This is a genomic window from Antarctobacter heliothermus (assembly GCF_900188425.1).
GTDB classification, from domain to species: Bacteria; Pseudomonadota; Alphaproteobacteria; order Rhodobacterales; family Rhodobacteraceae; genus Antarctobacter; species Antarctobacter heliothermus.
In genome coordinates this window covers 1-14,008 of sequence record NZ_FZON01000033.1, presented here as the reverse complement: position 1 = coordinate 14,008, position 14,008 = coordinate 1, and the positions used below count along the sequence as shown (strand labels likewise).

Annotated in this window: 15 protein-coding genes; 7 read left to right on the top strand and 8 right to left on the bottom strand. The window is 64.8% G+C overall.

Going from position 1 to position 14,008, the window contains the following annotated elements; translation table 11 throughout:
* Positions 1 to 40: 40 nt before the first annotated feature.
* Genes gspM through gspG form a run of 7 tightly spaced genes read right to left on the bottom strand, consistent with a single transcriptional unit; the run spans position 41 to position 4,512 of the window.
* The gene (gspM, locus tag CHB90_RS15920) at positions 41 to 541 is read right to left on the bottom strand and encodes a type II secretion system protein GspM (protein WP_089278852.1); all 501 of its coding nucleotides are present in this window, start codon (positions 539 to 541) and stop codon (positions 41 to 43) included.
* Positions 538 to 1,671: a type II secretion system protein GspL gene (gene gspL / locus CHB90_RS15915; protein ID WP_170941087.1), complete on the bottom strand. Its 1,134-nt coding sequence runs from the start codon at positions 1,669 to 1,671 to the stop codon at positions 538 to 540. The genes gspM and gspL overlap by 4 nt, the downstream gene beginning before the upstream one ends.
* Positions 1,672 to 1,708: 37 nt before the next feature.
* The gene (gspK, locus tag CHB90_RS15910; protein ID WP_089278850.1) at positions 1,709 to 2,605 is read right to left on the bottom strand and encodes a type II secretion system minor pseudopilin GspK; all 897 of its coding nucleotides are present in this window, start codon (positions 2,603 to 2,605) and stop codon (positions 1,709 to 1,711) included.
* Positions 2,602 to 3,252 (bottom strand): type II secretion system protein GspJ, encoded by a 651-nt coding sequence (locus CHB90_RS15905; RefSeq protein WP_089278877.1) that lies wholly within the window; start codon positions 3,250 to 3,252, stop codon positions 2,602 to 2,604. The genes gspK and CHB90_RS15905 overlap by 4 nt, the downstream gene beginning before the upstream one ends.
* Positions 3,252 to 3,626: a type IV pilus modification PilV family protein gene (locus CHB90_RS15900; protein ID WP_089278876.1), complete on the bottom strand. Its 375-nt coding sequence runs from the start codon at positions 3,624 to 3,626 to the stop codon at positions 3,252 to 3,254. Before CHB90_RS15900 ends, CHB90_RS15905 begins: the two co-directional genes overlap by 1 nt.
* A complete protein-coding gene (locus tag CHB90_RS15895) occupies positions 3,611 to 4,072 on the bottom strand; it encodes a type II secretion system protein (RefSeq protein ID WP_089278849.1) in 462 nt (153 codons plus the stop codon). Before CHB90_RS15895 ends, CHB90_RS15900 begins: the two co-directional genes overlap by 16 nt.
* Positions 4,057 to 4,512, bottom strand: coding sequence for a type II secretion system major pseudopilin GspG (gspG, locus tag CHB90_RS15890; protein ID WP_089278848.1), 456 nt, complete (start codon positions 4,510 to 4,512; stop codon positions 4,057 to 4,059). The genes CHB90_RS15895 and gspG overlap by 16 nt, the downstream gene beginning before the upstream one ends.
* 101 nt (positions 4,513 to 4,613) lie before the next feature.
* Between gspG and CHB90_RS15885 the strand changes: the two genes are divergently transcribed.
* The 6 genes from CHB90_RS15885 (at position 4,614) to CHB90_RS15860 (ending at position 13,160) form a co-directional block, all read left to right on the top strand.
* Positions 4,614 to 5,348 (top strand): prepilin peptidase, encoded by a 735-nt coding sequence (locus CHB90_RS15885; protein ID WP_089278847.1) that lies wholly within the window; start codon positions 4,614 to 4,616, stop codon positions 5,346 to 5,348.
* A 90-nt stretch (positions 5,349 to 5,438) separates the two neighbouring features.
* Complete coding sequence (locus CHB90_RS15880; RefSeq protein WP_212591609.1) at positions 5,439 to 7,007, top strand: tetratricopeptide repeat protein; 1,569 nt, start codon at positions 5,439 to 5,441, stop codon at positions 7,005 to 7,007.
* 2 nt (positions 7,008 to 7,009) lie between these two features.
* Entirely contained in the window at positions 7,010 to 8,197 is a 1,188-nt protein-coding gene (locus CHB90_RS15875; RefSeq protein WP_089278845.1) for an SEL1-like repeat protein, read from the top strand.
* 122 nt (positions 8,198 to 8,319) lie between these two features.
* Entirely contained in the window at positions 8,320 to 8,742 is a 423-nt protein-coding gene (locus CHB90_RS15870; RefSeq protein ID WP_089278844.1) for a hypothetical protein, read from the top strand.
* Between the two features lie 38 nt (positions 8,743 to 8,780).
* Complete coding sequence (locus tag CHB90_RS15865; protein WP_089278843.1) at positions 8,781 to 9,947, top strand: hypothetical protein; 1,167 nt, start codon at positions 8,781 to 8,783, stop codon at positions 9,945 to 9,947.
* Positions 9,948 to 10,112: 165 nt separating this feature from the next.
* Positions 10,113 to 13,160, top strand: coding sequence for an FG-GAP-like repeat-containing protein (locus CHB90_RS15860; protein ID WP_245823265.1), 3,048 nt, complete (start codon positions 10,113 to 10,115; stop codon positions 13,158 to 13,160).
* A gap of 11 nt (positions 13,161 to 13,171) precedes the next feature.
* On the opposite strand, the gene CHB90_RS15855 is transcribed toward CHB90_RS15860, so the two are convergent.
* Entirely contained in the window at positions 13,172 to 13,576 is a 405-nt protein-coding gene (locus CHB90_RS15855) for a VOC family protein (protein WP_089278842.1), read from the bottom strand.
* 163 nt (positions 13,577 to 13,739) lie between these two features.
* On the opposite strand from CHB90_RS15855, the gene CHB90_RS15850 reads away from it, so the two are divergent.
* Positions 13,740 to 14,008: transposase (locus CHB90_RS15850; RefSeq protein ID WP_170941086.1), on the top strand; the 269-nt coding region annotated here is incomplete at its 3' end.

Sequence of the window (14,008 nt, the reverse complement as noted above, 5' to 3'; positions counted from 1 at the left end):
CCTATCACCTGTGGCGGCGTCCGGCGATCCGGTTCCGGGATCAGCGTTCTGCCGCGACCTGCGGCACCACCTCGATCACCGCCGCAACAAGCCCGTCTTCGGCGCCCTTCTCTATGCGGAAGGCGGCAAAGCGATAGCCCCAGAGCGGCTCGACCTGGGTCAGCCATGCGATCAGCCGGTCAAAGCTGACTGCGTTGAACCGCATTTCGATCCCGTCCCCGCGCCGCGCCGACAGCGTCGCCACGTTCTTGATCAGCCCCGCGCCCTCAAGGCTGCGCTGCACCGCCGCAAGCCCGATGGGCGCCGTCGGGCCTGGGCCGGTGGCAGAGCGCAAAACATCGGAATCCCTGACACGCGCCGCGACCCAGATGTCGACGGCCTGCGCCTCTTCCAGCGCCGCCTGCGCCGCTGCGCGCCGCTCTAGCAGTGGCCAGAGCAGGCCCGCCGCCGCCCCGCAGGCAAGGACAAGAACCATCACCAGCAACAGCGCCCGTTCCCGCCCGGTCAGCCGCAACAACTGTTCTACAATCCTGCGCGTCATCCGCCGTTCTCCGGCAGCCCAAGTTCCAGATCGGCTGTCACGCGGCCGCTGTCTTCTGCCAGCCGTGCATCACGCACGGTCACGCGCAGCCCCTCTGCGGCCAGCGCGTCGACCAATGCATCGACGGCCTCGAAATCATCTGCCTTCAGAACCAACCGCAACCCGCCAGCCGGTTCCCAGGCGACCGATTGCAGGTCCGCGCCAGCGCCAGACAAGACCGGCGCGGCATCGGCAAACAGATCCAGCGGCGAGGCCTCATCGCTGCTGGCGCGCAGCGCCGCGCGCTCATCCGCCAGTACCCGCGCCACCTGCACCCGGATGTCGAGGATCGGCCCGGCGGGGACAAAATGCTGACGCGTCGCCTGGAGCGCGCGGGCCGTCACGGTCGCTGTCTCGTCTTCAACAGCCCGGATCACTGTCAGTTGCGTTGCGGCCCAAAGCGCCGCCGCCACCGCCCCTGTCAGCACCGGCCATTGCCACGCCCGGACCTGCCTCTGCAAACGCGTGCGCGCCGCCTGCGGATCGGCGCGCAGGTCCAGCGCCAGTTCCCCGCGAGAAAAGGCGCGCAGCGGTACGGACCCGGCCCTGTCCGGATCGGTTTCCAGCGGAATACCCGCCTGTTCCAGCCACCCCTCGAAGGACGGCAAAGGCGCGCCGTACCGCAAGACTTGTTTGGGGGCCTCGCCCGCTGCGACCAACCGCGCCGCCTGCAAGCAGAGAGCGCCCTCTGTGGTCGTCGCCCCATCGCCGGGGCCAAACCGCACGCGCACCCGGTCGGGCGTGCCCGTGACCGTCCACACACCATCGGTCACCGGCAGCGCCAGATAATCGGGCAACACCGCAGCACAGCGCCGACCGGCCTGCCCGCGCCAGGCCGCGATCTGCCCCCGCTCTGCGACCATCACTTTTGACCAAGTTTCGGCCATGCCCTCTGGCGCAAAGGGCCGCAACTGCAGCGTCGCGGAATCCGCGCCCAGCATGTCCGCCAGTTGCCGCTGGGCCACCTGTTCCCGCGCACGGCCGCGCACCCCTTTTGGCAGGTCCAGCGTCATCACTGGCACAGCTTCGCCCGGCACCAGAGCCACATACCGGCCACGGGGGGCCGGCCCCGTGATCGGGGCTGTTGCCAATCCGGGGTCCGGAGGCGGCGTTTTGGTTTGTGCTTTGTCAGCCATCGGGCAAACGATAGTCGACCAGCACGCCAACAGGAAGCGGATGCCGCGACAACACCACACGTCGCGAGGCAACCCGCCCGTCCAGCCGGGCAGAGGCGCGGGCCAGAAACCACTCTGATCCGATGGAAATCCGCGTGTCATCCACTTCGGCGGCAACAGCGGGGGATAGTTCCAGCAGGAAATCCTGAACCGACACGAACGGCGCGCGGCTGCGGCGCGCCACAAGGCCCTGCGCCCGTTCAACTGTTACACCGGGCAGCCAGACAGCCAGCACCTGGGTTGGCGCGGTATTGACGTTCAGCCGGGTGTCGCTGGGCAGCGCGGCGATCAAAGGCTCCAGCCGGTCGAACTGCGCCCGCGACAGATCTGGTATCCCGAGCAGTTGCCGGGTGTCCAGCAGCGGCCCGCCACGCGGCCGGATCGCGGGGTCCAGACCCGAATAGGCCTCAACATTCAGAGGCCCGCCCGGAGACAAAAATCCCGCGACGTGTGCACCTAATTCTTGCGGCAGGCCCACTCCGGCCAGCAAACGGGCAAACCCTTCTTGCGCCGCAAGATCATCCGGGATCGCCAGCCAGTTCACGTTGAAGCGCCCTTGCAGATCCTCGATTGTCCCGGAGACGGCCCCACGGTCCAGTTCAGCGGCGACAATCGGCTGCGCCCAGCCTTCGGTCGCCGTATCCGGTCCCCCGGCCGGGTCCGCCTCAAGCGCGGCAATTGCCAACGCCTCGAACGCGTCCAGATAGGCGTCAATTTGCGCCGCGCCCTGCCATGCGGCCTGTCGCTGAATGCTCATTTCAGCGCGGATCAGCAGCACCGCCGCCGCCGCTGCCAGCGCGCCCACCAGAACCAGCGCATTGACCAGAATGAACCCACGCTGCGCCCTCATTGCAGCACCTCGATGAGGCGAATGTCCCCCAGTCCGTCCAGTACCAGGGTGATCTCGATGGCGGCGGGCAGCGTGTCGGAATAGGTGTTGGCGACCAGCGCAAAGGCGGCGTCGCCGTCCGCGGCGGAGGGCGGCGGGGCATTGGCGAAAAGGTCTGCGCCAGTCCCCTCGATCCAGCCGTACCCTGTCCAGAAGCTGCGCAGGCGCATGGCACTAACGCCCGGCATCACCGCCCGCTCGGGGCTGCGTTGGTCAGCACGGGCCGGGGTTGTGACCGGCCAGAACCGACGGGACAGAACGCCTGCCTCACGGTCCAGCCGCCATTCGGCGCGTTGAAACGGTGCCTTGGCCCCGGTCGGGGCGGCGATGGTCAGACCAATCCGCCCCTCGGACGCGACCTGATACAACGCCGATTGCGGCGGGCTGTCGGGAGGAAAGAACAGCAGCGGTGCAACATGGTCCAGATCGGATCGGAGCAGCGCAAGTGTCACGCCAAGGCTTTGGTCCCGATCATCGCGGGCGGTCAGCACGTCCCGGCTGCGGATCGTTCCGCCGAGGGTCTGTATCCCCATCACGGCGACCAGCGCAAACAGCGCCATCGCAACGACCAGCTCAAGCAGAGAAAGACCCCTGTCGCCCCGCGTCATCACGGCACCCGCGCCGGTGGCAACACGGTAACCAGTGTCGCGCCCGGACCGCCACGGGATGTCACGCGGACATCGGCGCGGGTCAATCCTGCGGCAGTGGCGCGCAGGCGCGTGTCAATGTCAAAGCTGTAGGGACCAAGGGTCACCGTCGATGGCAGCGGGCCGCTTTCGGGCAGGTGCAGTTCTTCGGCCCGGTTCTCTGCCGCCAGTTGTGCCAACAGGCGCGGCGTTGCCCCGCCCAGCGTGGTGCGGGCCTGTCCAATGGCGTTCAGTGTCGCCAGCGTGCCCAATGACAGGATGGCAATGGCGATCACCAGTTCCAGCAGGGTCAACCCACGAGGGATGTCGGCCGCAGGGGTCACTGGGCGGTGCATGTCAGCTTGCTCCACCCGTCAGAGGCACACCGCCATGCTGCGCCGCGTCTGCTGCTGAAGACCAGTGCAAAGGCGGTGCCGGTGCCGTCAGACCTGAACACGATGTCCGGCGTGCCCGGGTCCGGCAGCGGACCAGATGCCGAAAACTGCGCTTGCCCCCGCCAGTCATACAGCCGCGCGCCCGTGTCCCAGCCGTCCTCGCCCTTGCGGGTCAGGGTCAATGCCTCGGGCGTGACGGACAGGCCGCGCTGCTCTCGTCCCAGAATGGCCAGCGCCCAGTTCTGATCATGCGCGCGGCGAAACCGTTCCGCATCGCGCGCGGCTGGTGACACGGCGGACCCGGTGGCCAGCCCTGCCCCCACCGCCAACACAGCCAGCACGGCAACCGAAACCATCAACTCCAGCAGGCTGAAACCCGCCTCGCGCGGCGCTACCCCTGCGTCCACGATCCGATGTCCGCGTCTGCCCCTGTGCCGCCGGGTGCCCCGTCGGCGCCATAGGTAAAGACGTCAAAATCGCCGTGAACCCCCGGTTGCAGGTATTGATAGGGCCGCCCCCACGGATCCTGCGGCACCCGGTCCATGTAGCCGCCCGATGCCCAGTTCTGCGGCACGGGTTCGGTGCCGGGGCGCGTCACCAGCGCCTCCAGCCCCTGATCGGTTGTGGGATAGCGAAAGTTGTCCAGCCGGTAGAGATTGATGGCCGCCTGAACAGCCGCGATGTCCGATTGAGCGCGGGCGGCGCGGGCCTGATCCGGGCGGTCGATGACGCGCGGCACGATGACCAGCGCAAGGATCGACAGGATCACCACGACCACCATCAGTTCGAGCAACGAAAAGCCTGCGTCGGCGGGTCGGCGCGGCGCGGCCTGTTGTGTTTGTGACATATGCTCCCCGGGGGCTCTTGACGTTCTGCGACGATCCTAGACAAGAACCAACAAGCAGACAATTGCCGCCTGACAATGAGTTGGCGGCGCAAAGGGGGCCCATGACAGCCTTGCCGACGCTTTTGCTGTTGCTTCTTGCCCCGGCAATCGGATCGTTTTTGGCGGTGCTGGTCGACCGGCTGCCGCGCGGCGAGGACGTGATTACTCAACCGTCGCGCTGCCGGAGCTGTGACACACCTCTGCGTTGGCGCGATTTGGTGCCGCTGCTGTCCTACCCGGTTCAGCGCGGGCGCTGCCGGTATTGCGGTGTGGCCCTGCCCGGCTGGCTCTGGCTGATGGAGCTGGCGGCACTGGGGCTGGCGGTCTTGGCACTGTTGCGCGGCGGCACCGCGTGGGAGATCTGGTGTTCCGCCGGTCTGCTGTGGCTGCTTCTAGCGCTGGCGGTCAGCGATCTGCTCTGGTTCCGGCTGCCCGATGCGCTGACCGCTGCGCTGGCCGCGTTGTGCCTTGGCGCGGCGCTGGCGCAGGGCGTGTTTGTCGAGGCGCTGGCCGGTGGCCTGTTGGGATCGGGCAGTTTCCTGGCCCTGCGCCTTGGCTACAAGGCCTTGCGCGGACGAGAGGGACTGGGGATGGGGGATGTGAAATTGATGGCAGGATTGGGCGCGCTGACTGGCCCTTTTGACCTGCCTTTGTTGGTCCTGGTCGCAGCCCTAGGTGCGCTATCGGTCACCCTTGGCCTGCACCGCCAACTGAAAGGCGACCTTGCCCTGCCGTTTGGAACAGCGCTGTCAGGCGCGGCCGCGCTGCTCTGGCTGTTTGAAAAAACCTTGCTCTGACCGCACAACCCCCTCGCGCATCGCGTCAGGATCGCTAGGATCACCGCGCGTTGCCCTGCCCTCTGCTCGAGAAGAACCGGAGCCACCATGATGTCCTTCTTTCGACCCCTTGCCACACTCATGCTGGCCTCGGCCGCCGCCTTTGCCCCGCTGCCGCTGATCGCGCAGGACGTGACCGACCCACCTGCCGAAACGCTGGACGTGCCGGAAATGGCCGCCATCGAACGGGCCTGGGCGCAGGGCGACTTTGTCACTGTGCGACAGGGACTGAAGGCACTGGCCGAAGACACCGGCACGGCGCTGGCGCAGTACCGTTATGGCCGCGTGTTGATCGAGGGACGCGGCGGGCCGCGCGATCCGGCGGGCGCGGCACTCTGGCTGGACAAGGCGGTGCAACAGAACCACGCCGAGGCCGCAACCCTGCTGGCCCGGATCTATCTCGGCGATGTGCCCGGCGGGCCGGGGCGCGACGCGGCCAAGGCAGCCGATCTGCTGACCCGCGCCGCCACCCGAGGCGATGCCAGCGCGCAATATCTGCTGGGACTGCTGTATCAGAACGGCCAGGGCGTCAAGCAGGACCAGGACGCGGCGTTCAACTGGTTGCTGGCCGCTGCGGAACAGCGGCACGCCATGGCGCAGTTCTCGCTTGCCGCTTTTCAGTTCGAGAACAACGACCAGGTTGAGGGGCTGCGCTGGTTGCGCGCTGCAGCAGGTGAGGGTCTGACAGAGGCGCAGATCCAGCTGGCCATGTTGCTGGACAATCCCGATAGCGGCGTAACCAACCGGGTCGAGGCGCTGGACTGGTTCCGCCGCGCGGCGGAATCCGGACACGTCATGGCGCAGCGGATGCTTGGCACCCGCTACCTGCAAGGCGACGGCGTGACCGCCGACCCGCAAGAAGCGCTGCGCTGGCTGACGCTGGCCGCGCAGGCCGGCGACGCCGGAGCGATGAGCAACCTTGGCTACGCCTTTGCCCGAGGAGAAGGCGTGCCGCAGGACATGGAACAGGCAGCGCGCTGGTATGGTATGGGGGCCGAACACGGGCTGGGGCGGGCCATGGTCGCGCTGGCCAGGCAGATGGAGCTAGGCTCTGGCGTGGACGAGGATTTCGACACCGCGCTGTCCTGGTACACCCGCGCGCTGGAAACCTCGGACGCTCGCCTTGCACGCATTGAACTGGGGCGGCTGGCCGTCGAAGGGCGACTTGACGGACGGGCCGCACCGCAGCGCGCGGTGCCTTGGGTCTTGGCTGCCGCAAAGGCGGGTCGCGACGGCGCGATCGACTGGCTGGACGTACAGGCCAAGGCCGGGAACATCCCGGCACAGTCGGCATTGGCGCGGCACTGGTTCGACACCGACATGACACGGCACGAAGAGGCGCTGACACTGATGCGCGCGGCGGCCGACCTTGGCGACGGCCCGGCCCAATTCACGCTTGCCGGGATCCTTGCACGCGGCGACCATGACGGCACACCGGATTATGTCGAGGCGCACAAGTGGTACAATATAGCCGCCACCCTCGGGCATCCCGATGCGCCGGAAAAACGTGAGGTGCTGGGCGCTCTGATGACATCCGATCAGATTGCCACAGCTCAGGCGGCGGCCCGCACATGGTTTGAAACCGACGCCCTGCGTGTGCTTGCCCCAGAGGGCAATTGACCATGCGCAGTCTGCTTTGCCCGCTTGCCGTCGTGCTTGCAATTGCGACCGCGCCCGCGCTGGCGCAGGTCGATCTGCACGCCGCCGCCGAGGCAGGCGACCTGACCGCGCAACTGACCCTCGCGGAACGGTTTGAAAACGGCGATGGCGTGGTGCAGAACTTTGCGCGTGCCGCGCAGTGGTACGACCGGGCCGCAGAGGCCGGTAGCCGGGATGCCGCCAACCGGCTGGGTCGGCTGCATCATGCGGGTCTGGGTGTGCCGCGCGACATTCCGCGCGCGATTGCCCTGCTGGAACGCGCGGCGGAAAGCGGCGACCCCGGCCATCTGTACGACCTTGCCCTGGTGATAGAGACAACGCAAACGGACGAGCCCGCATTGATCCGTGCCGCCGAGCTTTACCGGCGGGCTGCCGAGGCCGGGCATCTTGACGCCGCAGTCAGCCTTGGGGTGCTTTTGCAGAACGGCAAGGGCGTGAAACAGGATTTCGCCGAAGCGGCGGCCCTGTATCAGGGGGCGGCCGACGCCGGTCATGCGCGTGCGCTCAACAATCTTGGGTTGCTCTATGTGCGTGGCGATGGTGTCCCGAAGAACTATGACCGCGCGGCGGAGTTGTTCAAGGCAGCGGCGGACACCGGCCTGCCCGAGGCGCTGACCAACCTGGGTGTGCTCTATGAGAACGGCTTTGGCGTCCCGCAGAGCGACGACTTGGCCGCGCTTTTTTACCGCCGGGGCGGACAGGGCGGCGCCGACCCTCAAGACGCCGATCACCTGGTCTACGATGTCCGGCTTGCGCCGCCGCCAAGCGACGAAGCCGGGTTGAAGGTCCTGGAAAAAGCCGCGCGCGCAGGCGACCCGGTGGCCGAATTTCAGGTGGCCTATCTGGTGCTTGAGAACGATCAGCGCGACCCGCGCCGCGATGTACGAGCCGCGCTGATGATGCGACGTGCCGCCGAAGCGGGACACGCGCCCGCGATGGCCAATCTGGCACTTTTGTACTTTCGCGGGTTTGGCGTTCCACAGGACTATGTGCTTGGCCAGATGTGGCTGGTGTTGGCTGGCACCAGCGGTTTTGACGGCACCGCCGGGTTGAGCGCGCATTGGAGCGCGAAAATGACCGCCGCCCAGATCAACGAGGCGCAGGCACGAGCCGAGACGAAATGGGACATGTGGCAAAAAGGCGGCCAATAGATACACGCAAAACGCGCATCAAACTTGACCTGACGGCATCTTTGGGTCCATTATTGCGCACCTTTGGGACAGACTCTAGCAGTCGTGTCCAAACAGATTTACCCCGATACAAGGGAGACCCTATGCGGGCCGGCATTTCTTTTCGAATCCTTGCGACCGCCATGTTCACTTTGTCGGCGGGCATGGTTCAGGCCGCCGATCCGGTGGCACAACACAACTCCACCGCTTTCTGGTTTGTGAACTGGTTCGGGCTGACCAACGCCGAACTCGACGTGGTTGCGCCCAGTGGCGAAATGACGACAGTCTTTGCCGCCTCGGGAACACCGGTTTTCGAACTGGATCGCGCCAAGGCAACAGATGGCGTCTACAACTATGAACTGACGGCAGCGACCGAAGAGCGGGTCAAAATCGTCAACCCCCAGAACAACGGTCGCGGTGACGCGGCATCGGACACCGCGGCGAAATCCTTTTACCTGACAGGACAATTCGTCGTATCCCGTGGCGTCATTACGACGCCAGACGAGATGACTGAAGAAGAAAACTGACCCGAACAAACGACCCAACGCGCGCGAGGAAAAAGACCATGGCCAAGAAAATGAAATCGACGCGGAAGATTGCCGCGGCAGGCCTGGGTGCCTGGGTTGCGCTGTCCAGCAGCGCCTCCGCCGACATTCAACACCTGGACGATGTCATCATCGCCTTCAGCCTGTGTGTCGGCAACGACTGCAACAACGGCGAAAGCTTTGGCTTTGACACCTTGCGACTGAAGGAAAACAACCTTCGCATCCACTTTCAGGACACGTCCGTCAGTGCAAGCTTTCCGACGAACGACTGGCGCATCGTTGCCAACGACACGTCCAATGGCGGCGGCAACTACTTGGCGTTCGAGGATTCGACCGCCGGGCGCATTCCTTTCCGGGTCGAGGCAGGCGCGCCTGTCAACTCGCTCTATGTCGAGGCCGATGGTGATCTCGGCATCAAGACCGCCAACCCGGTAGTGGACATCCATGTCGTCGAAGGCAACACACCGACCCTGCGTCTGGAACAGGACGGCAGCGACGGGTTCACCGCCCAGACCTATGACATTGCCGCCAACGAGGCGAACTTTTTCATCCGTGACGTGACCAACGGCAGCAGGCTGTTCTTCCGTGCCAAGCCGGGCGCCCCTGCAGACAGCCTTTACATCGATTCCACCGGCGAGGTTGGTCTCGGGACTAGCAATCCAACTGCCGCGCTGCATGTCCGCCGCACCGACGGGACAGCGGCTCTGCTGATTGACGAAGTAAGCGGTACTCCAGTTCTTCGGGCGCTTATGACACTGCAAAACAACGGCGACGTTCTGTTCCGGATGGACAACATCGACTCGACTGATGTTTGGGACTTCGCAACCGCAAAGGGCCTGAGCGCGCTGGCGATCAACGCCAACGGCGGCGCGTCTGAATTCCTGCTCAGAAGCAACGGCAACCTGACCCTTCTTGGCACAATCACCACCTCGGGCAGCTGCGCGACCCCTTGTGACGCGGTCTTTGCGGATGACTACAACATCCTGCCGATCTCGACGCGCGCCGAAATGATGTATGACCTTGGCTATCTGCCCAACGTCGGCCCCACTGCTGAAAAAGGTCAATATGACTTGACCCAGAAGGTGCTGGGCATGCTGAACGAACTGGAGCACGCGCATATCTACATCTCGCAGCTGAACGAGCGTATTGACGTTCTGGAGACTGCATTGACCGAAAAGGCCGACTGATCCGGACCATGTCCGTGCTGCGGCGTTTCTGATCTACGCCCCGCTTGCAGACTGCAGGCGGGGCGTTTTACATTCGGGACATGCTTGGCCCGCTGGGCCTTGTCGGCCATGGCGGCGCATCATGGCCCCACCACGTCAAACAGACCAAACCAGGAAAGACACACCGTGGACAGCATCGCCCGAACTGACTGGCTTCGCCTTGCCATCGCATCCACCATCGTGTTCGTGCTGGCCTATCTTTTCTGGACCGGATCGCGCTATCCGGCGCTGGATGAAAAGGCGATGATGTCGGGCGGCATCCTGCTGGAGGATCCGCTGGGGTTTGAGGCGAAGTACCCGCTGACCGAAGACATGACCGTGCTAGAGCGGATGTTCTGGTCAACGCTCAACTGGATCAACACCAACAAGAAGGGCATGACCTTTGGCGTGCTCTTTGCCGCCGCGTTTCTCACCGCCGCGCCCTATGTGCGGCGCAAGAGCTTCAACGGTGGCTTTGCCAACAGCGCACTGGGTCTGGCCATCGGCACACCGCTGGGGGTCTGCGTGAACTGCGCCGCCCCCATCGCGCGCGGCATGTATACCGGCGGTCTGCGGGCGGAAACCACGCTGTCAGCGATGATCGCCTCCCCGACCCTGAACGTGGTGGTGCTGACGATGCTGTTCAGCCTGCTGCCGTTCTACATGGCCTTGACCAAGATCGCGCTCAGCCTGCTGGTGATCCTTGTGGTCGTGCCCCTGATCTGCCGCCACCTGCCGCAAAAGGAAATTTCCCCCGCACAGCGCGTGGCCGTCGTGCCTCCCGCGCCGTTGACCGGCGTGCATCGCGCCCTGTGGGACGTGCTGGTCAGCTACCTGAAAAACCTCTGGTACATCGTCACGATGACCGTGCCACTGATGCTACTGGCGGGGATGATGGGGGCGGTCGTCGCCACGCTGCTGCCTCAGGATCTGATCACCGGGCTGAGTTTCAGTTTGATCGTGCTGGTGCTGATCGCGCTGGTGGGGGTGTTTCTGCCGGTGCCCATCGCCTTTGACGTGGTCGTGACCGGCGCGCTGTTGGGTCTGGGGCTTAGCCACGGCTATGTCATGGCGCTGCTGTTCACCTTGGGCAGCTTCAGCGTCTATTCCTTTTTCATCGTGGCGCAATCCGTCGGGCTGCGCGCGGGTCTCTGGCTGGCCGCCAGTATTGCGGGGCTGGGCATCCTGTCCGGCGCGGGCGCGCACTACTATCATGAATGGCAAACGGATCGCGCATTGCGGATGCTGACCGGCGAGGCCCCGCAGGCCCATTTATTCTGGGCGGCAGAGGCCGCAGAGGGCGACCCCTGGACTGTCACCACCCCCGACGCCCCCCGCATCATCGTAGAGCCGCGTCCCTTTGCGGTCCCCTCCCCCGCCGCCGAGGCCGGGTTCACGAGGCTGGAAGGCTGGGAGATCGGGCTGGACCAGCCGATCGAGTTTTCCATGGCCGACATGTGGCCGCCGTTCTGGGAGGGGCGCAGCCTTGCGTCGGGCGATATCGACGGCGACGGTGACATCGACCTTGCCGTTGCTTCGACCGAGGTGGGCTTGCGCCTGTTTTCCAATGATGGCGCGGGCCAGTTCACGCCGACGGAGATTGACCTTGGCCTGCTGGCCGATGCGCCCGTGTTCAACGCCGTTCTGGTCGACATTGACAACGACGGCTGGCGCGACCTGTTTCTGGCGACTTACCAGCGCGGCAATTTCACCCTGATGAATGGGCCGGACGGGTTTGGTGCGCCGCAACAGGTCGACAACACGCCCGGCGCGTCCCTGAGCATGGCGCTGACCTTTGGCGACCCGGACCGGGACGGCGACCTCGACCTTGGTGTCGGCAACTGGGCGGCGGGCTGGTATCGCCGCGTCCCGGGAGAGGAATCGCGCAATCGCGTGATCTGGAACGAGGACGGCGCACTGAGCGGCGCGGCGCACAGCATCCTTCCCGGCATCCCCGGTGAGACGCTGTCGATGCTGTTCACGGATCTCAATAGCGACGGCAAGGCGGATCTGCTGGTGGGCAATGACTTTGAGGTGCCGGATTATTACTATCTGGGCGATGGTGCCGGGGGCTTTCGCGCGATCACCCATCAGGACGGAATCATCCCTCACACCACCACAACAACAATGGCGATCAAGACCGCAGATCTGACCAATGACGGCGCGCCGGAATTGTATCTGGCGCAGATCGCCGGACGCTCTTCCGGGGTGTCGGCCAAGCTGAAAATGCAACCGCTGGAGCACTACTGCGATGCCATCACCCGCGACGATCAGCGCGCGGTCTGTGCCCGGAACATGGCGATCAAAGAGTGGTATCGGTCTGGCAACAGCTTTGACCCCAGTTATGCCAATCGCTGTCAGGATCTGACCGGACGCGATCAGGCCGAATGCAAGGCCATGCTGATCAAGGATCTTGCGATTCAGCGCAAGGACGCGGATCTGTGCGGCATGATCCCGGCGGGCCAATACAAGGCACGCGCCTATTGCGACGTACATTTCCTGCCCTCCCGCCCGTTCACCGCACAAGAGGCCGATGCCGCCCTGCCCCAGATCAAAAGCTTTAACGTCCTGCTGACCGCCGATGGCGCGGGTGGCTTTGCGGATGTGGCCAAGGATATGGGACTGGAGATTGGCGGCTGGAGCTGGGACACCAAGATTGCCGATTTCGACGAGGACGGATTGCAGGACGTCTATATCGTCAACGGCACATGGGTCCCGAATGAGGTCAGCCCGTCCAACCTGTTCTACCACAACACCGGCAGCGGCTTTGCCGAGGCTTCCGGCCCGTTTGGGCTTGAGGATTACCTGATGACGGCGGCGGCGACGCAGTTCGATATGGATGGGGACGGCGATCTGGATATCGTCACCTATACGGTGAACGGCCCGCTGGCGGTGTTCCGCAACAATGCGCAAGACGGCCACGCGCTGGCGGTATCGTTCGAGGATCTGGCCGGCAACCGCGATGGCATCGGCGCGACGGTTCTTGTGACCGACGCTTTGGGTGTGACCCGGATGCAAGAGGTGCAACTGGGCGGCGGGTTCATGTCTTTTGACGCGCCTGTGGCACATTTCGGCCTGGGCAAAGCCGCAGAGGGGCGCCGCATCGCCATTCGCTGGGCCGATGGCGAGGAGACGGTGATCGAGGGCGCGTTTGCGCCCGAGACCCACTATCGTATCCGCCGCGCGGCAGACTGAGCCGCATCAACTCAACCGCGCGCGCGGTTGATTTCGACCAGATGCCCGTCTGGGTCCATCAGGAAAATCTGCGCAAACCCGGCATCGCTGTCGCGCTTGATGCGCAGGCGTTTGGGATCGTCGGGAGCCGCGTTTTCGCTGTAACCCGCCGCTGCAAGCCGGGCGATGAGACCGTCGAAATCCGTGGTCGACACGGCGAAATGAATATCCCTGCCCGTAACCGGCCCACTGCGAAAAGTGCCGCCAGCGTTGACGATCAGGTGCAATTGTCCGTCACCGCAACCGTACCATAGCCCGTCAAAGCCAAATCCGGGCCGCGCCACTCTGGGAAGGCCCAGCGCGTGGTCGTAAAATTCTGCTGACCGGGCAAGATCGCGAACCGGAAGCGAGATATGGTGCAGAGAAAGCTGTGTCATTCGAGCATCCTAGACCAGGCCCGCGACGCAGGGAAAGCCCCTGGCCCGGTGGATCCGACCCGGCGTGCGTTTGCCGCAGACCATCAACCCCGTTGAATGGCTTTGTTGCGCAAAGGCTGGTTGAGGGATTCATCTCGTGAATCCAGCGTGGTAGCTGTCCTGCATGAGCAGACCGATCCCGCCGAGCTACAAGACCAAGAACTGGCCGGCCTACAACGAAGCGCTGAAGCAGCGCGGCTCCCTGACGATCTGGTTCGACCCGGACATGGTCTGGGTGCCACCGCCGACCGGCAAGCGAGGCCGGCAGCCGCTCTATAGCGACGCCGCGATCCAGGCATGCCTGACGATGAAAGTCCTTTTCGGCATGGCGCTCCGGCAGACGACCGGGTTCGTTGAAAGCCTACTGAGCCTGGTCGGCCTCGACTGGGCGGT